The 22449-nt window shown below is 62.0% G+C and carries 17 protein-coding genes and 3 pseudogenes; 11 read left to right on the top strand and 9 right to left on the bottom strand.

Translation table 11 applies throughout. The features are described from left to right. Positions 1-19: 19 nt before the first annotated feature. The 7 genes and pseudogenes from AC57B6_RS10175 to AC57B6_RS10145 all read right to left on the bottom strand — a co-directional run bounded on the left by AC57B6_RS10175 (position 20) and on the right by AC57B6_RS10145 (position 8379). Positions 20-2362 (bottom strand): annotated as a pseudogene (locus AC57B6_RS10175) (AAA family ATPase). Positions 2363-2540: 178 nt separating this feature from the next. Beyond that, positions 2541-3554 carry a hypothetical protein gene (locus tag AC57B6_RS10170; protein ID WP_496421199.1) on the bottom strand — a complete coding sequence of 338 codons (1014 nt, stop codon included), beginning with the start codon at positions 3552-3554 and terminating at the stop codon, positions 2541-2543. Between the two features lie 62 nt (positions 3555-3616). Beyond that, positions 3617-4144 (bottom strand): PH domain-containing protein, encoded by a 528-nt coding sequence (locus AC57B6_RS10165; RefSeq protein ID WP_496421198.1) that lies wholly within the window; start codon positions 4142-4144, stop codon positions 3617-3619. 14 nt (positions 4145-4158) lie between these two features. Then, the gene (locus tag AC57B6_RS10160) at positions 4159-7392 is read right to left on the bottom strand and encodes an LPD7 domain-containing protein (protein WP_496421197.1); all 3234 of its coding nucleotides are present in this window, start codon (positions 7390-7392) and stop codon (positions 4159-4161) included. Continuing rightward, on the bottom strand, positions 7386-7637 hold the full coding sequence (locus tag AC57B6_RS10155; protein ID WP_496421196.1) for a hypothetical protein: 252 nt from the start codon (positions 7635-7637) through the stop codon (positions 7386-7388). The genes AC57B6_RS10160 and AC57B6_RS10155 overlap by 7 nt, the downstream gene beginning before the upstream one ends. Before the next feature lie 12 nt (positions 7638-7649). Next, positions 7650-8015, bottom strand: a complete 366-nt coding sequence (locus AC57B6_RS10150) for a plasmid mobilization protein (RefSeq protein ID WP_496421195.1) — start codon at positions 8013-8015, stop codon at positions 7650-7652. Then, complete coding sequence (locus AC57B6_RS10145) at positions 7996-8379, bottom strand: hypothetical protein (protein WP_496421194.1); 384 nt, start codon at positions 8377-8379, stop codon at positions 7996-7998. The genes AC57B6_RS10150 and AC57B6_RS10145 overlap by 20 nt, the downstream gene beginning before the upstream one ends. A 304-nt stretch (positions 8380-8683) precedes the next feature. On the opposite strand from AC57B6_RS10145, the gene AC57B6_RS10140 reads away from it, so the two are divergent. After that, the gene (locus AC57B6_RS10140; RefSeq protein WP_496421193.1) at positions 8684-9193 is read left to right on the top strand and encodes a hypothetical protein; all 510 of its coding nucleotides are present in this window, start codon (positions 8684-8686) and stop codon (positions 9191-9193) included. A 364-nt stretch (positions 9194-9557) separates the two neighbouring features. Here the strand turns inward: AC57B6_RS10140 and AC57B6_RS10135 are convergent, their stop codons facing one another. Further along, positions 9558-11645 (bottom strand): ParB/RepB/Spo0J family partition protein, encoded by a 2088-nt coding sequence (locus AC57B6_RS10135; RefSeq protein WP_496421192.1) that lies wholly within the window; start codon positions 11643-11645, stop codon positions 9558-9560. Between the two features lie 227 nt (positions 11646-11872). Here AC57B6_RS10135 and AC57B6_RS10130 point away from each other — a divergent pair, with 227 nt between their 5' ends. From AC57B6_RS10130 to AC57B6_RS10085, 10 genes and pseudogenes are all read left to right on the top strand, one after another. Continuing rightward, on the top strand, positions 11873-12292 hold the full coding sequence (locus tag AC57B6_RS10130) for an antirestriction protein (protein WP_496421191.1): 420 nt from the start codon (positions 11873-11875) through the stop codon (positions 12290-12292). A gap of 52 nt (positions 12293-12344) precedes the next feature. After that, positions 12345-12722: pseudogene (locus AC57B6_RS10125) on the top strand (DUF932 domain-containing protein); the annotation flags it as partial. 42 nt (positions 12723-12764) lie between these two features. Continuing rightward, positions 12765-14213, top strand: a complete 1449-nt coding sequence (locus AC57B6_RS10120; protein ID WP_496421190.1) for a site-specific integrase — start codon at positions 12765-12767, stop codon at positions 14211-14213. After that, positions 14210-16093: an integrase gene (locus tag AC57B6_RS10115; protein ID WP_496421189.1), complete on the top strand. Its 1884-nt coding sequence runs from the start codon at positions 14210-14212 to the stop codon at positions 16091-16093. Before AC57B6_RS10120 ends, AC57B6_RS10115 begins: the two co-directional genes overlap by 4 nt. Further along, the gene (locus tag AC57B6_RS10110; RefSeq protein WP_496421188.1) at positions 16090-17973 is read left to right on the top strand and encodes an integrase; all 1884 of its coding nucleotides are present in this window, start codon (positions 16090-16092) and stop codon (positions 17971-17973) included. The genes AC57B6_RS10115 and AC57B6_RS10110 overlap by 4 nt, the downstream gene beginning before the upstream one ends. Further along, entirely contained in the window at positions 17970-18332 is a 363-nt protein-coding gene (locus AC57B6_RS10105; protein WP_496421187.1) for a hypothetical protein, read from the top strand. The genes AC57B6_RS10110 and AC57B6_RS10105 overlap by 4 nt, the downstream gene beginning before the upstream one ends. Before the next feature lie 117 nt (positions 18333-18449). Beyond that, positions 18450-18965, top strand: a pseudogene (locus tag AC57B6_RS10100) (DUF932 domain-containing protein); the annotation flags it as partial. A 50-nt stretch (positions 18966-19015) separates the two neighbouring features. Further along, complete coding sequence (locus tag AC57B6_RS10095) at positions 19016-19315, top strand: hypothetical protein (RefSeq protein WP_496421186.1); 300 nt, start codon at positions 19016-19018, stop codon at positions 19313-19315. Between the two features lie 45 nt (positions 19316-19360). Continuing rightward, the gene (locus AC57B6_RS10090) at positions 19361-19723 is read left to right on the top strand and encodes a single-stranded DNA-binding protein (protein ID WP_496421185.1); all 363 of its coding nucleotides are present in this window, start codon (positions 19361-19363) and stop codon (positions 19721-19723) included. Between the two features lie 697 nt (positions 19724-20420). After that, a complete protein-coding gene (locus AC57B6_RS10085) occupies positions 20421-21131 on the top strand; it encodes a DUF7673 family protein (RefSeq protein ID WP_496421184.1) in 711 nt (236 codons plus the stop codon). A 616-nt stretch (positions 21132-21747) separates the two neighbouring features. Here AC57B6_RS10085 and AC57B6_RS10080 read toward each other — a convergent pair. After that, positions 21748-22362, bottom strand: a complete 615-nt coding sequence (locus AC57B6_RS10080; RefSeq protein WP_496421183.1) for a DNA-binding protein — start codon at positions 22360-22362, stop codon at positions 21748-21750. Between the last annotated feature and the right edge of the window lie 87 nt (positions 22363-22449).

The raw sequence follows: 22449 nt of genomic DNA, 5'->3' as shown, positions 1-22449 counted from the left end.
GCGGTAGGGATGCGCCAGTTCACAGGTCCGTGTAGATGAACTCAAGCATCAACCGGGCGTGGGAGGCCCAATCCTCTCGGCCCCGTGCAGCAAGCACGTGATGAGGTCCGTTAAGATCCTCTCGATAGAAGTGAGCCGTCCTGGCTACTTCGTTTGAAATGGCTCCTGTCGCACGCAGGAAGTCAATGACTTCCGACAGCTGCGCGTATTGCATGCCACCCGCAGTAATCTGTTGCCGATAGCGATCCCTTATTTCATTTTCGAGATACACACGGAGGTCTACGCCAACAGGTTCTTGTGTCCTTCCCTCGATGAAATCCACGAATTTCCGGTACAGCTTTTGCTGCTCTGAATGAAGAAACTCGGTCGGGTCGCCATCGATCAAGCCCGACGTAACATCGTTTCGCGTGAGCTTATGGAAGCTCATCGTTCCGCCCACACGCTCCACGTCAAGCCAGTGGCGTGCGAACGCGTGGTAGTGCGTGAAGACGATAAGCTGGCGGAGCGTGGTCGCTTCCATCCGCATCAGCATGACCGCCGCCGAGATACGGTTGTCGTCAAAACTGGTGACCGGGTCGTCGAGTACAGCAATCGTCAAAGCGCGGTCTGCCTCTGACAGCACCGATAACTTTGCCCAAAAAATCGACAGCGCAAGTGCGCGCCGGTCGGACTCGCTGAAAACCGCACCAAGATTCTGCGGCTCGATAACGACGCCGTGGTATTTGACGACGAGCGACAGGACGGGCTGGTAGCCCTGCATGTCCAACTTCTCGTCAATACCAATTGTGAAGTGATGGCTGCCGAACTTTGTGAAGTAGAAGTTGATGCGTTCGAAGAACTTCTGCAGATAGGCCGACTATTCCTTGGTCAGCTCCTCCTCCGCTTGCCGGATAGCGCCTTCGAGTTCGACATCGAGGTCTTTTGCCGTCCTGTACTCGTCGCAAGTGACGGCGCTAGTCACGCGTCGGAGCTGCAGTTCTTTGACTTGCACGTCACTGTTCAACCGGGCCACTTCCGCTTCGAGCGTCGCCTTGTCGGATTTCTTCTTGAACGTCAGGAGAGTCCCGTTGAGCATTGCACAGTGATCGTTGAATGCCTTGACTGCCGCGACTGCTAACTCATGGGTCCGCCGGTACTCAGCAAATTCCAACGGGGCAACTGGTTCGTACACCGCGGCTCGCTTACGCGCAATCGCCGCAGTTGCGGCTTCGAGGAGATGTTGTAAAGCACGTTTCTCGTCAGTGCCCGTGTCAGCAACGTGCCCTCCAAGTTCGTCGAACCGAGCGCGGACGCCTTTGAATATTTCATCGTCTTCAAGCTCGCGGTACTCCGACAGAACCAGTGCGTTTTTCTGAAGTCCTAACTCATATGCAGCGGCGGTCCATAAATGAACTGACTTCTCGAAGGCATCGAGTTCGTCAAAAACGGCTGTAGTTTGTCGATTGAAGGCCTCGTCGAAGAACTGTTTGTACGCGGCGAGTAACCCCTCGCGGGCATGCTCAAGCGGCTGCTCACAGAACGGACATAGTGGACCGGAGATGTAGTCTAAGCCCTGCCGGATCCAGTCAGTGCCAGACCTATGGCCTCCCATATGATCGGCGACATGCTGCTCGAGGCGCGCGCGAGCAGCATCATGTGTGCTCTGTAGCGTTTTCTGGAGGGTTGTATTCAGGCGTTCCATCGCGGCCGGGTCGCCAGCTGGCGCGCCAAGGTCGGAGAGAAGCGGCCTACCTTGAATCTGCTGGACTGCCGCGAGGTTCTTCCTTGCCTGGTCTAGCGCGACGACCAAGGGCCGAAGCTCCGCCTTGATCTCGTCTTCGCCCTGCTTGACTTCCAGCTTCACGAATTCGTCGACATCACCCACACCCTGCAGCTGTGTCTGCAGCTTTCGCCACGCAGACCTGGTCGCCGCCCAGCGCTTGCGCATATCGGCAAGTTCGTTCGCTTGCTTGACGCCTTGTTCACCCAATACGAACCGGCTAAGCGCCTCCTTGTTACTTCGCTCCAGGCGGCTGCCAGTAAACAGATTCCGCGAGACAAACGCCGAGTCAAAGACTTGAAGCTTGAATGGACTCGGCGTCACCGGAATCCACTGTGCGTCTTTCAGAACGAGAGGAGCCTCGCCCTTGCCGTCTTCCGCGAAAGTAATGGTGACCTGCTGGGCAACCGGCCCGGGAATGGTTCCGCGAACGCTGACATCACTGGTGTCTCCCGTCTCAAGCGAGCGAAGCACCTCACACAGCGTACTTTTCCCGTACGAGTTGTACCCGAAAACCAGCGCGGTCTTGCGGAACTCAACCGGACCCGCGGCACAGTTCACGTACGGACCGACCCCTTTGATCACTGTGATTCTTTTGAGCATGCCTAAGCGCCTCGGACGCCGTTGATTACCCAGTCGTGGGCTATCTCACCTGGCAAGTCTAATACGGATCGCGAACTCAACGATATCCCCGACGAAAAGCTAGTTCTCGGTTGGGCGCGCCGTGCGCGGTCCAATCAGTGAAGCCCGACGCCTTACCGTGGCCGTGGATATGTGACCGCTAAACGGTTTTCGCAATTTCGTAATCTTTCATCACGGCGCCGCGTTCACTGCCCGGATTGATCAGCGCGGCACGCACCCATGTTGTCCGGTTCGCCAGCCGTCTGATGTGTCCCCGGCGCAGATGGGTGCGCGGCCCGGCATGGGTCCCTTCACTGCCTTTCGAACCTGACTTCCCGGGCGACAGTTGCAGCACTTTATAGGTGAAGAACGGCGGCTTGTTCGTCGCAGCCCTTTTCGCATTGGCGCCCTTACTCGGCGCAACATCGACCGTTTCGACATTGGCGCAGTTGAGCACCGCGCACGCCTGCACCGTCATGGTCACTTCGTCGTTGCTGTCGTAAATAACATGCGACAGACCGGTCGGCACGTCATTGCCCTTGCGCTCGACCAGTTGATTGAACGGCTCATCGAGCAGCACAAAGGGCTCGGACCGGAATTTGAAGCCTTTCTCATTGAACTGTCCGGCGCTTCGCAGTGCGTCATGCACGATCGTCGACGCCGGCAGATCCTCAAAGTTCGGACCGCACCTGTAGTCGCGTGGGACGAACTGGCCTCCCAAACCCGGGTTCCAGCATCGCAGTTCGTCCGAGTAGCTGATCGGGTAAATGAAGACTCCGCCGTCCGGAAAAACCGACCGGACCGTCTCGTTGAGCTGCGCGAACGGCTCGAAGTCATCCGACAGTTCCCAGCAAAGCGCGATGCGTCGCGTAGACGGCGATTCGACTTCGCCATTCAGCACCATCCCGTCGGACTCCTTCATCCACGGTGCCTCAAACACGGTGACGGGATAGGGAAGGCGCAGCAGGTCCAGATGAGCGTCGTTCAGGCTACATGGATCGACCAGTTCCGCACAGTTCGGAAGAAGGAACTTCGTGGCCTTGGCCAGCATGTCCGAAAGAACGCGGACCCGGCGCGCACTGATGGGCATCAGTGCGGCCGCGTTTTTTGAGAAAGCACGCATGTCTTCAATCGCGTGCGTGCAGTAGTTCACCACCTGAACGTTGTCAGACATGCACACTGGACCCTCGGAAAGTTAAAACGTTATCGCAAAGGAGCGCTGCTCACGAGGCCCCGTCAGACGCGCCCCATGTTCACTTCGCGAACGCCCTTGAGGTCGCGCAGCGCAATGGCGGCCCGGTTGAGCTCGTCGCGCAGCTGCTCGGCGTGCGTCATGCCCGGCAGACGCCAGACCGGATTATTGGAGTCGCTCGTCATGACCACCACCGCGCCGATCCCGAACAGGCGCTGCCACCACGGATGTACGGACGTGACATCCTGGATCCGGAACAGCTCGATGCTCGACACACGGCGGTTCAGGATGCCCTGCCGGCAGGTGATGCGCTCGGTGTCGATGATGAATTCGGTAAAGGCCGTTTGCAGGTACACCAGCACCACGCCAAGACCGACGAGCAGCAGCGCAAGCGCCGGCGCAAACCACGGAACCGGCCAGCGGTTCAGCGCGAACACGTAGCCGACGACGATCAACGCCGCCACGACGAGCCCCCTGATGAACGCCGGCAGGTTCACGACCTGCGACGGCGTCCCGCTGAAGATGACTTCCCGTGCGATCTCTGCCCGCCTGACGATGCCATACCGCGTCATGGTTTGTTTCCTCCTTATCTGTCGATATCAGGCCCGCGGTCCGGAACATCCGGACCATCTGGAACGTCGGGGTCCTCGCGATCGTCATTGCCAGGTCCGGCGGCGGCCCCGCCCGCTTCTGGATCCGGCGCGCGCAGTATATCGCGCAGCCGTTTACGCTCCTGAGCCTCACGCTCGCGATCGGTATCGCGCTGCGCCGCGCGACGCTCAGCCCCCTCGGCATCGAGCTCCGCGCGCCGGATCTGCCGGATGCGCTCTAGCTCGGGATCGGCAAACTCGACATGCATCCGGGTTTCCGCCGCCACGCGCGCGGCGGCCGCCTGAAACGCCTCCGGACCGGTGAGCGCCAGCGACGAGCCAAACTTTTGCTGCGCGAACCGCAGCGCGATTTCCAGCGCGTCACGCTCCTGATCCCACAGGCGCAGCGTTCGCCCTTCGTCGACGAACAGCGCGGCGCCGTCCTTGCGGTAATCCACGTTGCCATTGACGAGCACTTCATAAGTGATCGACGGTCCACGATAGATGATTTCGTTCGGCTCGCCAGCATCCGCCGGGCGGAACACAACCGCGCCTGTCTCGTCTGCTGCCCTCGCGAGTTCCGACCGGAGCCGCTGCATCCGACGGAGTTCGCGTAACGCCCGCGCGTCGCCCGCCTGCGCGCGTTCCTGCAGAAAGTCGCGATACTGGTCGGTCAACGGCCGCCGGGCGGCGCCCTTCAACGCGTCGCGCTCGCGGGCGACTCGTTCCCGCAACGCAGCTTCGGCCTCGAAGCGCTCGACGCGAGCCGCTGAGAGAGCCTCCTTGCGCTGCGCCGGAGACAGATCTGTGCGGTCAGCGATCGCGCTGCGTTTCGCGTAAAACGCCGATTTGATGGCCGTCCACCTTTGCTTTTCGTGCGGTCCCTGCGCGTTCCACTCACCGCGCAGCGCATCGCGCCACACCGCGCGCCACGCCTGAAACTCCGCCCACAGATCACGCTCCGGCGTGCGCCGCGGCGCATGCGCCGGATCCCGTCCCGTTTGAGCGCGATAGGCGTCGCGCAGCAACTGCGCCGCGTCGGTCCACGACAGATTCATTTCCTTCGTCAGGAAGTCGGATACATTGAGATTGCGCGAGCCCGCCTTGATCCGGTCGGCCCCGTCGCGACCCTTGCCGATCTGGTATTTCTCGACGATCAGACCGTGTGAGTGGGCAAGGGCTGCGAGCAGCCGGCTCGCATCGAGCGTCGCGCGGATCTCCGCAAACTCGTCCCGCTCGCGGTCTGCCCGAACGGATCTCATTTCGACCAGATTGCGCGCGAGCTGGTCGCACACCGTATCGGCTTCGCGTCCGGTCGATGCTCTCGCGCGAGCATTGAACGACTGTCCCGCAGGTCTGCCTGCATCTGGCCAGTTGCGCGGCGCGTGCATCGCTCCGGGCGGTTGACCATAGGCATCGGACAACCCGTCGCCGGCATCGAATGCGTACAGATCCCGTTCGAACGCGTCGATGCCTGGCAAGGGGATCGGCTCACTGCCTGCATTGGCCAACGGCACCGATTCGAACGGCATCGACGCGATTGCGTCGAATGACTGGATATCCGAAATACTGCGAGGGGACCGGTCCTGTTTGAACTCTCGTGGCATCCTGCCACCGCCGAGCGCACGGTTCATTCCGAAGGTCTTGCGCCCGAACTTCTCCGCGCTGGTCGCGGCAAGTCTCGCGCGCTCGACTGGATCAGCCTGCTGATACGCCGCGTACATCCGCGTCGCGATGGTCCGCCAGCTAGGCGTATCGCCCTCCCCTGTCAGTCCTCCTTCTCGCTCGCGATCGCCAGACCATCGCAATGCGTCAACTCGTTCGGCTTGCTGGTTTCCCAGCTCCAGTAATGCATCAGGCGGCAGAAGCATTTGACGTCGCGCGGCGTCGCCATCCAGACGGCTGCCGGGCACACCTCGCACACGGTCGAAGGATTGGGTCGCCGCGACGGATCGATCGAAGCGAGCGTCAAAGTCACGATCCGCTCCGGCTCGCCACCGCCGGGTGATTTCTTCGTGTTCGCGTTCGAGCGCTTCCCAGTCGGTTTGCCCGCGCTCCGGCCCACCTCGGCCTGGCTCCCGTGCTCGTTCGTGGCCGCGAGTTCTTCCAGGCCCCCGCCAATCTCGCCAGTTTCCGGGTCCCCGGCCGCTGCGTCGTTCGCTACGTTCTTCGATTCCGCGTTCATCCTGTCCTCCAGTGCGTTGATAGAAACGCGTCTCACGGTGTGCAAGCAGGCGTCGCTGCTCGTCGGGCGTTGCGTTCCGGTAGGTCTCGTAAAAAGGGCTGCCGCTGTTCAGATACTTGATTTCCCGCGCACGCACCGCGTGCCACTCGTTCAGCAGATCGAGATAGGCTGCCGGCGTCTCGTGTGGCACGCCGGGTTCGATGTACTCCGGGTGGATGCCCGATGCGAGTGCGGCGCGCTTCGCGTCCGCGTCAAGCTCGATGAACTCGCGCGAGAACACGTACTCCTTCAGATTGACGCCCTTTGCCGCGCCGTGCGGCTTGACGTTCTCGTACTCGGCGCCCCGCCCCGCGTTACGCGTGCGTGTCTCACCGTACCCGGCCACCAGCGACTGAAAGTCTTCGTACCGCGTGACGCCGCGCGCCATCATCGCTTCGAGGATCGACGCCTTCAGATCCCGGTTCGCGCCCGCGAACGCATCACCCTTGTAGCGGCTGATCATCTCGGACGCATCGGTGAACTCGACACGCCGGTTATCGCGCGGGCTAGCAAGGCCGTATTTCGCGTTCGTGTGCTCCTGGAACGCCTCAAGAAAGCGCGTCTGCTGGTCAACCTTGCCGAACGGTTCCATGCGTCGCCCGGTCAGCAGATTGAGAGCCGGCACCACGATATGGACGTGCACCTTGCGTTCGACCGGCTCGCCGCTCTTGCGGTCGGCGTAGCTTTTCAGCCTCGGCACGTGCGCCTCGGCGTAAAAGTTGTATTCGTCGGGCCGGTAGGCGGAAAAGGCAAACGCCTCGAAGTCGCGCACGATCGCCCCCAGCGTCTCCCGCGACATTTCATCTTCCTTGAACGACAGGGTGATGTGCAGGTACCGCTCGGCATCGGTGTCGATCGACTGGATCAGATCGTTCGTCAGGTCGAGATCCCCGGCGAGAATCACCCGCTCGTCCATCTCGTCGCGTTCGAACTCGCGGTCCTGCTTCTGGCCCTTCTCCAGATAAGCCTTGATGCCGTCGTGGTGGCCACGCACGCGAATCAGCATGAGTCGGCCTCCGGGTCCGCGCGCGCGGCGAGCCACAGCTCGACCTGTGCAATGCGTCGCTCAAGCTCGAAATACGAGTTTGCATACAGGAGATGCCGTGCGGCCACGACCTGCGCACGCGCCGCGTCGCAGTGCGCCCGGCTTAATGCCCCCTCCCCGGGGCCCGGCCCGGCACCGGGGAGTTCGTCGTGCAGCCGTGTTTCAAGCTCGACCACTGCGGCAATCGCCTTCTGCATCTCCGTCATGGCGTCTCCATGTCAGTCGACCTTGCCCAGCGTCGCTTTCAGGTATCGCGAGATCATCTGCAACTGGTCAAGCAGCTGCGCATACGTCACCTCGGACAGCTTGCCGCGTACATGTTCGGAGTTCGCCCGGTGCGCGATCTGGTTCAGGTTGTTGCTCGTCTTGTTGAACACGTACAGCAGGCGCTTACGGTCGGTGCTCGCCTTCGGCCGCGCGACGATCTGCGTGCGGTTGGTCAGCACCGCCTGACGAAAGAATTCCGACTGGCTCAGCCCGGAGGCCGCAACCTTTTCGAGATAGGCCGCACGATCGGCATCCGATAACCGGAACGCGATCGGCTTGCCCAGCCCGGCGCCGCCATTAGTCTTCGCTCGGGGCATCGGCTTGATTCCTCTTTGTCCACTCTTCCACGATCGCGCAATGTTCTGCGTAGAGCCTCGCCACGTTGGCGCGGGCCAGACAGACCTTGGCTACTTCCGCACTTACAGTGAAGTAACGCCTCAACGCCTCGCCGGCATCCGCACGATGAAAGCGGGCGCACTCATGTAGCAGCCATTGGCCGGCGTCGCTGAAAAGATCGATCCACACCTCGCCTTCTTCCGGGTCCTGGTCGAAATCCACGATGGCGAGCTCGTCGTCCATCGCCGCCGTCAACCGTGCATGCCCTTCGGCAACCGCGACGGCGATGCGCAGCACCGGGATTAGTTCGCCGCGAAACGCGACGCGCACATTGAATTCCGCCATCGCTCCTCGTCCCGGCGACCGCCTTCTGGAAGTCGGCGCCAGAAGGCCCGACGGCGTTTCCGCGCGGCAATAGCCGCGGGGGTTTCAAAGGGGCGCGCCCCTTTGGCACGAGATATTTTATGCAATGCGTAGCATTGTGTAAACATATCCGACGTGCCTCGCTCCGGCATCGGAATCAACAGGTATCACGCCAAAGATGCACAGCGGCTTCGGTTGAACACCACCACGACGGCAGCTAGAATGCGGATAGGATGCACTTCCCCGATTGAGGATGCAACTGGACTTCACAAAGGATGCAATTCGCATGGCTCTCGACGATTTTGCGCGCCGCGTGGGAAAATTACACGACCACGCGCACGAACGCTCCCAGACCGCCCGCCTCAACGCCTACTTCCCCGTCATCGAGCAGGCGCTGAATAGCGGCCTGTCGCTCGCCTCGATCCTGCGCGAACTGCAAGCCGAGGGCTTTACCTTTCGCATCACCGGTCTCAAGTCTGCGCTCTATCGCATCCGGAAAAAACGCAGCGCGACCGCCACCACCGGTAGTACTCCTGGCATCCCTTCATCGCACGCCATAAACACGCCCGCACACGACGACAGCGCCCGGTCTCCGGTCAACGTCCAGGCTCAAACCGCAGACGGTGGCCAAAGCCGCAAGGGCCGCAAAACGATGGAGCAACTACGGGCGGAAAACCCGACCATGCCCAAGATCCAGTTGAACAAGTTGTACGCGCAACAGTACGACCAGCCCAAAGTGACCAGTGCGGACATTGAAGAATTGAAGCGCAAATACCCTCAGAAACCGAAGGCCTGACCGCATCGCCCCGCCGCTACGCGCCGGGTCGGCCCGCTCCCCACGCCTGCTGGCGCGGGTCCCCGTGGGCCTCGATGCGGGCGCGCAGGCGCGCGCCAATCCGCCCGGTGGTCGCGAAGCGCAGTAAATTGCTGGCAGCAAAGGGGCGTTCAGGCTTTCGCCTGGCATGCCGTTATGAGGATAGCCGGCTGGTCGTCCGATCCGCTCGGCGTGTGTTGGTTGAGCTGGGCCTGCCCGTTACTTGGCGGTCCCGGCTCCTTTTTTGACCGTACATCTGGCAGGGGTCGTGCGAACGGCGGCCAGGAAGGAAGGCGACACATGGCCCGGGCGCGTGACCCGGGCTTCGTTTCATGACATGACGTGATTATGCGTCCTGCGGTGCTTCCTCCGTGGCTTCCGCTTCGTCGCCTTCACCGTCCCCGTCGCCTTCGTCTGCGTCTTCCGCAACATCATCCGCGTTGATACGGCCGTATGACCGGCGCTCGGGTGTCTCACGGTTCGCCAGCACCTCGGGCAACCAGCCACTGTCGGCCATCCGCAGTTCTGCCGCCGCTGCAGCGTCGCCCTTTTTCATGCCCTGCAGGTCCGCCGCCGCTTCCGGCGAGACAGCCGCTGCGACCACGTCCACAATGCGGGCCTTCGATACGTGATCGAAGTAGCTCGCCCGCGTCGGCTTCCAGTAATACGACAGGTCAACATTGAGCAGGTCGGCCAGTTCGTTCACCGGGTGCGCGCGATCAGCATCACTGGTGCCATCGAGCGTGGCCGCGACGCAGAATGCAAACAGGTTCGACGTAATGTCCGACTCCTGCGCCAGCAGCCACGGCAGCAGTTCTGCCGTCCGATCCGGCAGCATGCGCGCCCACTTCCCGCGCTCCCCCTCAATCTCCTTCCACGCGAGGCTGTCGGCCATGTCGTCGGCGTCGGTCAGCAACCGGTCGCGCGACGTATGCGCCTCAATGCGGATCGCGTACTCCGCAAATTCCCGCGCATACACATCCTCGAACACGACCGGAATCATCCGGCTCATCAGCACCGCGAGCGCGGCATTGGGTTGCCGCGCCAATTCCGCCTGAATCGCCGCCGTGCGATGCGCGGTGAGGCGGCGGCAGAGTTTTTCGCCGTGCAACGGCTTGGCTTTCTTCGGTGCCGCCACGCCGACGGCGGCACCTGCGACCGCGTTTGCGCCTCCCGCGAACTTCTTCGCGTCCTCACGGCGAATCAGGCCGCGCTCGACCGACAGTTGCCCGTCACTGTCGATCACGACAAACGCACCGGCCCGCTTCATGTCGTCGACATCGAACGTTTCGAACCGCTCACCATAGAGGTCGACCGCATCACTCGCGGCGTTGGCGGCGTCCTCCAGGCGCTCCTGTTCGTCCTCGTCCGGCTCGCCGTCCGTATCGTAATACGCATTCAGCGCGTCGGTTGCGGCGTCACGTTTCACGATCAGTGCATCGAGCGCCGCCTGCTCGTCGGGCGTCGGTTCGCGCGACACCGAGTGCAGACGTGCAAAGCCGACCATCTCGTTATAGTCGCGGCGCGTCCTGGTCTCGATCCACGACCAGCCCTCGCGCCCAGTCTCCTGTGAGGCCACGACAAGACGCTCCGTCGCCAGCCTGTGCAGCAGGTCCGGATCAGCGATAAACCCGGCGTTCGCCGCATCGCTGAAAAGGTCCCGGCGCACGTGTCCCCCTGCCGCCTCATAGACCTCGATTCCGACGAACTTCGCCAGATGGCTGCGGCTTGCGTCGATTTCGTTGGTGGTGATGGCTGCGCGTAGCTCGCGCGGTGTGCGCTGCCACGGCGCGCGCGCATCAGCCCACACCCGCTCCTGCGTTTCGTGGTCGTCGGCCAGCGCAAGCGTCGCGGCCTGCTCAAAATCCAACTGGTCGTTGCGGAACGCTTCCAGCAGCGCTGACGACAGGCTCGCCAGTTTCAGGCTTCGCCGTACGGCAACCTCGGAGGTCCCAAAAAACGCGGCCACGTGAGCCACGCTTTTGCCCTCCTCGACCAGCAGCCGGAACGCGACGCTTTCATCAGCAATATGCATGTCCTCCCGCGCGCGATTCTCGATCAGCGATGCGGCGACGGCTTCGCCCTCACTCACGATCAGCACCGGCACCTGGAAGTCCTTGGTGATTTTTCCCTGCGAGAACAGCAGATCGAGAGCGGCCAGACGCCGCTGACCGGCGCAGACGCCGAGCTTCGGCTGCTTCGCGCGCGACCCTTTGACAGGGTGCGCCACGAGATTCTGAACCAGTCCTTTCCCGGCAATCGTCCCGGCCAGCGCCTCAATGCCGGTCGGTGGTTTTTTGCGGACATTCAGCGGCGAGCGGCACAGCCTTCCGTACGGGACGTATTCAATCTGCGCATCGTTACCGAAGCTGGTTTCCAGCATGTTCGGGACGCTGCTGCCTGCCACGACTGCCTTTTGTTCATTTGCTTCCATCGGTTTTTCTCCGGTTAGTGACCAGAAGTAGCTCCGGCCTCACAACCATGATAGGGCATATTGCCCTATACATAAAGATGGCGATCCATATTAATTAATAATCAACAAGCGGATTCGATTAAAACAAATTCAGAACAATCCAGTAAATCGCCTTGTTAATAGGGCAATGTGCCCTATACTAAGAACTGAGGCCGAACTGTTTTCGGTCACTAACCGGAGAAAAACCGATGACTCAAGCAACTTCTGTTGACGCGATCACCTCGTCTGTTGTGCCCGACGAACTGCGCCTCAACTTCCTGCCGCACTACCTCGGCTCCCACTACCTGCGTGGCGAGACGCTCGTGTACGAGTGGGCGCGCCGTCTCGCCAGCGCTTACGACGGTGGTTCGTGGACCTTCTTCCAGCTCTCGAACGGCGGCTTTTACATGGCTCCCGAGCAATGCGGGCGGCTGCATGTCCGGTGGCACATGAACGGTTACAACGACATGATGGGCGCCGACGCGTTCGGCATCGTCGTCACGCTCTTCGCGCTCTGCCACCTGGCTGAACTGTGCGGTGACGACCGCATCATTGAGCACTACCACGCACTGCGCGCCCATGCGGCCCAGCACGTGGAAGCCGCCAACATCCTCCGCGCCATCGACTAACCGGCCAGCCCCGGCCTGCGGGCTGGGGCTGATTCCGACTTTGGAGAACAGCATGGACACCACTTACCTCACAAGCCGCTTCAGCCGCAACGCAGTTGGCACACGTTCCGATCACCCGCTGACGAATGACGAGATTGCAGAAGTTGCGCCGTCGATCTTCGCGCAGTCTGCGCACGAAAGCCGCTCGGAACGGTACACCTACATTCCAACCAGCGACGTACTGGACGGCCTGCGCAAGGAAGGTTTTCAGCCCTTCATGGTCTGTCAGACCCGCGTACGCGCCGACGACAAGCGCGCACACACCAAACATCTGGTCCGCCTGCGCCACGCCGACCAGATAACGGGCCGTGAAGCGAACGAAATCATCCTCGTGAACAGTCACGACGTATGCGCAAGCCAAGAGCGATTTCCCGATACTCTCAGGCTGCTTTAAAACGGCCATCAACACGAACACGGCGCGAGGATCTCGGCGATGACGGCAAGACGAACCACCATCCGGCAACTGGCACTGACCGAGGTCGCTAACCGCGACACTCCAGGTGCGGCGGCGATCAGCATCACCACGCCCAAGGGCGGCACCATCTATCACACGGTCCCGCTCGCAGACCCCGACACCGGCAAGCGGCGCGACGCCCGTCCTCGGTGGATCGCAGGTAGCTTCCCTCTTTTTCCCGTTGTCCGGCTCGCGGACGGCGCGCCGTGGGCTGAGGCGAACCTCTGGCTCATCGATATGATGGAGTCGAAGTCCTCGCCCAACATGCTGACGTTCGCCAGCATCGCTGACGACCTGGTGGCATTCCGTCGTTACCTGGATGACGAAGGCGTCGACTGGCTGACGTTCCCCGCGAACAAGCGGCAACGCCCAACCTACCGCTACAGCGCCTCGATCAGGCTGGCCGTGCAGGCTGGTGAACTTTCTCCGGGTGTTGCCAGGCGCCGTATGGGCGCCGTGGTGCGCTTCTATCGCTGGCTCATGGCAGAAGCGGGCTTCAAGCCTGCGAACGCGCCGTGGGTCGAATCTGGCCGTTTCATCGAGTTCAGGGACCAGAAGGGCTTCAGCAGCACGATCGAGGTCAAGGCCACCGACCTGTCGATCAGTGGCCGGCGCGCAGATGACCCGTGGGACGATCACATTCAGGACGGCGGTCGCCTGCGCCCGCTCCCCTCATCCGAGCAGTCGGTGCTGCTCGAATCGTTAGCCACTCTCGGCAATTCCGAGATGACGCTCGTTCATCTGTTCGCGCTGTTGACTGGCGCTCGCATCCAGACGGTACTGACCGTGCGTGCGAAACACGTAATGCGCAAGCCGGGCGAGTTTCACGGCGGCGACATACGTCTCGCCTGCGGGCTGGGTACGGGTATCGACACGAAGGGCGATGTCAAGGGCGTGTTGCACCTGCCGCGCGGTTTCTACGAGCGGCTCTACATCTATGTGCACAGCGATCGGGCTCGCAAGCGTCGCCAACTGGCAGACGGCGGCGATCACTTCGAACAGCCGCTCTTTCTGAGCCATCGCGGTGCGCCGCTCTACGAGGACCGCGGGTCGCGTGGCCCGCTCAGCACCGGCCCGCAGGTGCGCCGCCATGTCAAGACCGGGCAGGCCGTTCGCCAGTTCATCAGGGACGAACTATTGCCCATGATGCGCGTGCAGCTCGGCAACCCCAGGTATGAGTTCAGCTACCACGACCTGCGAGCGACCTTTGGGCTCAATACGGTCGACGCGATGACAGCGAGCAAGACGAGCTACACGCGGGCGCTCGATCAGTTGCGACAGTTGATGTGGCACGTACAACCATCTACGACCGAGCGCTACCTCGCTTACCGCGAGAATCGTAAGCTGTTCGATGCTGTTCAGGATAGCTGGGGTGCGCACCTGTCGACGCTGGTCACACGCACCCTCGACACTGCGGTGACAGTATGAACCGCCTTTACGACGAAGTGCACATGCCGCTCGCGGAGGGCACAATGCTGCTGCACCCCGAGCGAGCGCTGCTCAAGTGGGAAGGCATGAACAGCCGTTCCGATATCGGGCAGATCTGCTACCTGAGGCGTGACACGTCAAGCTCGCACCGCGCGCGACGAACTTTCGATATCCTGAGCTTCAGCATCGAACGCGTCAGGGTCGTACGCATGCTGGTAACGCAGCTTTCCGGGCGTATGACCCTTGGCGCGATGCGTCCGGCGACGATCTCGATAGCGCTGCGCGTCGTGCTTGATTTCGTCAATTGGGCAGACAGACATGGCTTGCATCAGGTGCTCTGTGACGAGAAGGCTACGGCGGAGGCAGTTCATCGCTACTTCCGCGAGAAACGCGAACAGGTTTCGCTGGGCAATCTGAAGCGCAATTCCGTCGGCCACGATCAGCGTAATCTGTTGTCGATGCTCCGTGAGTTTTTCGGAAACGACGACTTCTGCACCGACGCGAGGGTGCTGCGCCGCCAACTGGATGCCTCTGTGCCGACTGCTGTGCCTGACACCGAGGCACAAGCCGCCCTGCTCGCGTGGGCTGACGCGCTCTTCACCGGCATCAGCACCCTGGTGCTCGACTTCAAGCCGTACCCGGTGCGCGTGAGCACGGCGCGGGGCGAGAGTCTTTGCCTGGTTCCGCACAGACACCACCGTCGTGAAGACGACAACTTGCACGGCCACCTGCTTGGCTGGAACCTGGAGACCGGAGGGTTGCGCACGCGGGAGGAAATCGCGACGCACATGACTGCGGCAGGCGCTAAAGATCCTCGTGCGCGTGCGTGGATGATCGCCTCGTTTGCGGCTAAACATCTTAGGGCTGCGAACGAGGACGCGCAGTCAGCGATCCGTCGCTCGCACGCTTCAATGGCGACCCTTTGCTTCGCCGCGCTGTTCCTCGCCGAAACGGGCGTCAACCTCGCGCAACTGCTGGCCATGAAGTGGAGCCCGGAGCTTGTCGAGAGCCTGCAGGATACGTCGGTTGTACGTCAGACGTTTCGCGAGATCAAGTACCGTGCAGGCGGGAAGGGGGTCACGTTCACCGTCTCGCTGGGCTTCATGCCGAAGCTCAAGACGTACCTGGCGTTGCGAGAGTATCTGGTGCAGAACGCGGACTGCGACGCGTTGTTCATTCTAGCCGGACATTACGCAAAGCGACGACGGCCAATGGGTCTCCCAACTCAATTTCTGGCTCAGCTTTACAGTCGACTCGATACGCTCGGGATCGTGCTACCGCGCATTACCGCACGTCAGTGGCGTGCGGCGAAGCAGGATTGGGCGGTGAGCAACCACGACCCTGTCGTCGCAGCCAGACTGATGGGCCACTCGTTGGCCACGGCGCTGCGCTCATACTCGAACGGCACGGACGCCGCTCACAAGGCCGAGATGGGCGCGTTCCTCGCTTCGGTCGAGAAGACCGTGCTGAAGCCCGGCAACGACCCGGCGGGCAGCATCAGGAGCGCGGTGGGCGTCTGCATCGAGTTCCACAAACCTGCGCCGATCGCGGCTTCAGTCACCGTACAGCCTGACTGCCGCTCGACCGAAGGGTGTCTCTTCTGCGACCAGTACCGCGTGCACGCCGACGCCGCCGACATCCGCAAGCTGCTGAGCTGCCGTCACTGCGTCAGGCTCGTGAGCGGGCGAGCTGACTCGATCGAGCAGTACGACACATCGTTCGGCGCCGTGCTGCGGCGCGTTGACTTCCTGCTGGATGAGCTGCGCAAGCGCGACGCCGCGCTGGTCGATCAGATTGAGCACGACGTTGATATCGAAGGGAATCTGGACGCTTTCTGGTCGGCCAAGCTCGACCAGCTTTACGAACTGGGAGTGGCATGAACAACACGCTGATCACGCCGATCGCAGAGCGCCCCGACTGGTATCGGATCGAGGATGATACGGTCGTCACGCGCGACAAGGCTGGGAACGCCGTTTCGCTGTTTGGTGACGACGCCTGGGGCATCGGCGCATACGCGATTGGGCCGCGCAGCACCGGCCTCCATTTTAGGGGCCACCTGCCTGACGGCGTGAACCGTGCTCTTTCAGAGGCGACCACGCGTCAGTGGAAGCAGGTCATGTACTTTCTGATGCATGAAGCAACCGATATGGTACCGGCGTCCAGTACGCTTCAGGCTCGTTCAGTTTATCTGAGGGAATTCGCATTCTTTGCCGCCGAACGGCAGCTTACGCTCTACGAGGGGCTGTCCAATGTCCCCATTGTTCTGGACTATGTGGCGCAAGCGGGGATGGAAAGGAAGGCCCAACGCCTTCATTCGATTCTGGTGCAGCTTCACCGTCTGGGCGTCGGGACCACCGGACTGTGTGTGCCGCTGGCCCAACTACATAAGCCTCTGCTCGAACGCTTCGCGCAACGCGCTGAATACGCACAATACCCTGTCATCCCGACGCGGATCTATCAGCACTTCCTGTCGACCTGTGAGCATGACCTCGGCGTCGCTGAGGACGTCGCTGACATCCTGTCGGATTACCTCGCACGCGTGTACGCCGGCGAGAATCCAGACGTCTCTGCAGCGGTCGCAACGAATGCTGTGCACTTCGGGTGCAAAGACTCCCCTTACGTCGTGTCGTCGCTTGTGGCGTCGATCCGCGCGCTATGCCAGCTTGTCATCCTGGCATTCACCGGCATGCGCGCGAGGGAAGCGGAGAACCTGCCGTACGACTGCCTGAGCGAGACCCGTCTGGATGGCATGACGCACTACGCCATCGAGGGCGTCACAACCAAGCTGTCGGGTGGTCGTCCCAGGCGCGCGCGCTGGGTGACCAGCCCGCTCGCTGCTCGTGCCGTCCGGCTTGCGCAGCGGCTGTCGGGCGAGGCTCACCGTGCGCACGGCGCACCGAGCTACGCCGAATCAACGGACGGGTCACACCTGCTGTTCTGCCGGATGGGCCTGCGTTATGGGTACGTGGCAAACCGTGGGGCAAGTACCCTGCATCTCGATGTCGAAGCGTTTCGTGAGCGCGTCTTCCCGACAATCACGGTCGAGGACATTGCCGAACTGAAGCGTGTCGACATGCACCGCGCGTGGGAAGACGAACCGAAGTACGCGCCCGGGCAGCAGTGGCCGTTCACGCGCCACCAGCTTCGCCGGACCCTGGCCCTCTACGCGCATCGGAGCGGACTCGTGACACTGCCGACGCTCAAGCGTCAGTTGCAGCACATCACGCAGGAAATGAGCATGTACTACGCCCGCGGCTCGGCGTTCGCGAAGGGCTTCATCGACATCGACAGGACCCACTTCGCGAAGGAATGGGTTGAGACACAGAGCCTGTCCGAATACCTTGCATACGCCCAGCAGGTGCTGTTCTCCGACGAGCGGCTGTTCGGCGGGCACGCAGCGTGGACGCAGAGCCGTGCCGTGCAGGCCTCGCCTGTGTCGGTTTATTCGCGCGACCAGACGGTGAGGATGTTCAGGAAGGGCGAGCTGGCGTACCGCGAGACGGTGCTGGGCGGCTGTGCCAGCATCGAACCGTGCAAGTCGACACCGCTCGACTGGATGCGTCTGGATTGTCTTGAGTCGAACTGCCGTAACCTCGTGGTCGTGCCGTCGAAGCTTCAGCGCGTGATCAAGGCGCAGCAGGTTACGGTCGGGAAGCTGCGCGCTGTCGACGATGCGAGCGTCGAATATCGTATCGAGGTCCGGACGCTGCAACGACTGCTTGATGTGCAGGAGAAACTGATCAAACCGGAGGTAGCATGAGCGAAACGATGGCCAACTACTACGCCGCCCTTGAGCGGCTGAAGAAGCGCAAGGGTGCGCGTATCAACAACGACACTGTGGCGATCGAGGCTGGCCGCAAGAAGGGCTGCATCAAGAAGTCGCGCCCGCAGTTCGCTCAACTGATCGAAGCGATCGACGCGGCCAACGCCGTAGCCGAGCGACCTAAGCTTGAACTGAACGATCGTCTGAACCGCGCGAAAGGCGATGCAAAGGATTTGCAGGCACAGCTTGACGAGTCGCTGGCCCGGGAGCTCGCACTACTGCGACAGGTATTCAGCCTGCGCAAAGAACTGGCCGCGCTGCGTGGCGGTAGCGTCCTGCCCTTGCATTCGAGCTAGATTGAGATGGACACTCCGACGGCCATTCTGTCCACTTTTACTTCCAATCAGATGGACACCTGGCAGACAGCTGACTCCGGTATTTTCAAGGCCGCAGCGGATGTCCATCGTTTTTCTCTTGCGCGTAACGATGGCAGCAGCAGCTACCAGATGCTCGCCGGGATGTTCCGGTTCGTGTGCCAGAACGGTATGGTCTGCGGAGACACCATGGGCGATATCCGCGTGCCTCACAAGGGCGACGTGATCGGTCAGGTGATCGAGGGAGCGTTCAAGGTGCTCGACAGCTTCGAGGCAGCGACCCAGCAGCGCGAGGGGATGGCCGGTCTGGCGTTGACCGACGGCGAACAGACCGCTTTCGCACGGGCCGCGCTTACGCTGCGGTACGACGACGACAAGCCCGCGCCTATCACTGAACGTCAACTCCTGACACCGCATCGCATGGAGGATCGCGCACCGGACCTGTGGACGACATTCAATCGTGTGCAGGAAAACATGATCAACGGCGGCCTGCGCGGTCGTAATGCGACTGGCCGGGCCACCACAACCCGCGCCGTGAGCGGCATTGACCAGAACATCAGGCTCAACCGCGCCCTCTGGGTGCTTGCCGACGAACTGTGCCGTCTGCGCGGCTGACAGGTGCGCCCGGCCTTCGGGCCGGGCATGACCTTACTATGGAAACCGACATGGATACCGCTCACATCCGCCCAACGTGGCTGACCGCCCTCCTTCCGCTGCTGGCCGTCTATCAATACGGCGATCGTTCCCTGGTGCGCGCGGAACTGTTCCGCATGGCCTTGTCCGCCGATGCCGCCGCGCGCTGCGCCGAAGCGCTCGACCGGATTGCCAACATGCTGGACCGCGACGGGCACCCAATCGACATGCACCGTGAAGAGTTGCGCGCGATAGCCCGTAATGCGCTCTCCGAGTTTGATCGTGTGCCGCCCCGCGCGCCGCAGCCTGCCTTACCCGAGCCACGATTCTAACGAACGTCTCCCTCTCTTTCATTCAAACTTTCAGGAGTACAAATCATGAACAAACTCTTCTTTACTGGCCGTGTTGCCGCCGCCCCGGTGCTTTCGAATCACGGTGATTCGAAGGTGACGAAATTCACACTGATTTCCAACGAGTACGCCGGTCGCGACGAAGGCAGCGGCGAAGCGAAAGAGCGTCAGGTGAGAATCCAGTTCACCGCCTTTGGTTCGCGCGGTGAGGCTATCGCCAGAAACGTTCTGAAGGGCGATCAACTGATCGTTGAGGCGAAGCTGTCGAACAACGATTTCACGGACGGTGAAGGCATCGAGCGTTACGGCTACAACTTCACGGTCGATAACTTCGACTTCGGCGCTCCGGGCGAACTCAAGCGGGCGCAACTCGCGCGACGTCAGGAATAATCCATGTCGGCCCCGGTTCATGCCGGGGCTGTTGACCAATACAGGAGTTGACGCTGAGACCCTGGGCTGCGGCGGTTCCTTCCGGCTCATGCCTGCCCGGAATAGCCTCAGCGGCATGGGCGTCCCGGCCATCCGGAAAGGGAACCCCCTTCCTGCCAAACCTTGAGCCCGGATAACCGCAGGCGTCACGCGCGCGCCGGCGCGCCCGGATCGAGGCGCACGGGGACCCGCGCCAGTAGGCGTGGGGAGAGCGCCGGCGCGGCGCAGTAGCGCCGGGACGATCCGGTTCGGCGCAGGCAGACCGGGGGCGGGGTCGTCAAGCAGCCGGAGGCTGCGTGTTTCCTCCGCGGCGAAGCCGTGGGGGCTGGATCCTGGATCGGCTTGCGGACCGCAGAGGCCGGCGCTGTCGTACGATCGCATATACGGACCGACTCATCAGGACCAGACATGGAAGGCAGAACGATTTACGGCTGGCACCGACGAACTGGGACCTCTCAAGGCACACATGGTTGTGGCCTGGCGCGAACGGACGCAAGGAACTGGCGTTGGGTACAGTAGCGAATATTTCCGCGGCATGGTTGCCGGCTTGCGCTGGCCGATGCCCTCGATGCAACGGTGTCGTTCAGCATCGCCGCTTGTACCATCGAACGCGGCTACGAAGTCGAAGCCCCCTATTCCGGACCATCAAGGTAACACCATGAACATTCCGCCCCGCCCGAAAACACACCGAATCACCAGTGACGTGCCCGAGCACCTCCTTGAGGCCTTCCAGCACACCGTCACGGAATTCTTTGCGAACGCGCATGGCGGCCAGACACCCGCGCAGCGCGCAGCGGAGACTCGCGCCGGTGATCGCGACCGCGGCCTCGATTCGCTCCTGCAGCTCGTCGACGTTGCCGAGGGCAGCACCGAACAGGCAGAGACCGTCGCGGAATTTCTCGCGGGCCTGTACAACGGCGCCGACTACCGTTTCGACCTCACGGCGCTGCGGGTGCTGGACGAGGATCTCTTCGAGCACTGTCTCGCCGTCCTGCGACTCGATCACCGGCCGGCCGTTGAAGTGCACGGCTATTTTCCTGGCGGTGAGCAGCGCTGGCAGCAGATAATCGCGCGCTGGAATCTGGACAAGCGCCCCGCGCCGGAGCCGGCGCCGGTTCATGGCGAACCCTATCACGCCCGCTATGTGACGCATTCGGAGGCACCGGGCTATCGCGATATCACGCTGGTCGTAGCCATCGACGAAGACGCCGCACGCCAGTTGCCGATTGAACTGCACTTCTCGGCTGAAGACTCGGAGAGCATGGCTCGCGATCTTCTGGAGCTGCATCGTCGCGCATGGGCGCCCCGAGATCACCGCGCCGGCCCGATTGACGTAAAGGAAGGCGAGCGGCCGCCACGGTGGCTTTAAGAAATACACTGAGCGCAAAAGGAAAAAATGAATAACGACTTCCACACACGCATTCGCCCGGAATGTCTGCTGCCGTGGGTACAAGGCTGGCAGCAACCAACCGGTGTTGAGATACGTGAGGTCATAGGTCGCACGGGGCTAACCGGTCGGGCGGTAGCGGATCTAGTGGGCTTGAGCGAAAAAGGGGGCGGCCGGCAGGTTCGGCGATGGATCAGCGAGGAATCGCATATCCCCTACGCTGCCTGGGCAATCCTGTGCGAGGTAGCAGGTCTGGGCAAGATCTGGGAAACCCGAGAGTAAGGCTGATTTGCTGATGGTCGGGATGTGTCCGGTCTTGCCGATAATTTTGATGTTGCGCCTCTCACGCTGGTCTATGGCCTTCTGGCCAATTGGCTGGGCGTTCAGCGTGTCATGTTTGCCGCCATGGCGGTATTCGCAGCGCTCACGGTCTTGACGGCGACCGCGGCGTCAGTTGGCCAGATCGCGCGGTTAGTAATCTTGCGGTCGCTTCGGCACGTGACCCTCGCGTAGGAGGCCTGGCTTTCAGCGTGACACGCGGGAATCACATTGTCAGCCCAATGATGGACTGGACCGACCGCCCTTGCGGGATGCGAAATCAGGCCTTGCCCTTGTCGGTGTCGGCGGCCGGCTTCGCAATCGCGGCAATCAGCGCCGTGTTCTGCTCATGGACGCGCCCCAGCTCGGTTTTCAGGTCATCCGCCCGCCGCTCGATCTCAGCCACGCGCGTCTCTGCCCGTGTCGCACGTTCTGCGGCTTCCTTGCCGTCAGCGAGCGCCGCAGTGAGCCGACCAGCGGTCTCCCGCTCGGCGCGTTCCAGATCCCCGCAGCGTGCCTTTTCGGCGTCGAGCTCCTCGTTCAGCTGATCCGCCAGATCAGCGGCCTCCTGACGGCCGGCTTCGATCTGGACGCGGTCGGCGTCGAGTGTTTCGCGATCGGCCGCCAGCCGCGCGTTAGCCAGCTGCAGCGCCATGCTCCAGATCTCCGCGCCGACCTCGCCAAGCCGGTCGGTCAACGCCTGCGGCGCCGGCTCCTTGATCGGCGTTTCCCTGGCCTGGCGCTTCGCCTTCCATTCGGTCATCGCATCCTGAATGGTGGTGAAGCTGCCGCCGCCCACGGCCTTGCGGACGGCCGCCAGCGTTGGCGGCTTGCCGGCGGCGTCGAGTTCGTCCGCCGCCGCCCAGATTTGATCCCTGCTAATCGCCATGTCCATCTCTCAGTGTAAATGTAGTATTTGTACTATACAACATACTACAACATACTACAAAAGCAATGATTTCCCACGGACCGCCGCGACACT

Source organism: Paraburkholderia sp. BGA-UO-ETr-F12, from assembly GCF_059567945.1.
Note: the sequence above shows the minus strand (reverse complement) of the source record. Positions and strands in the feature narration are given on the sequence as shown.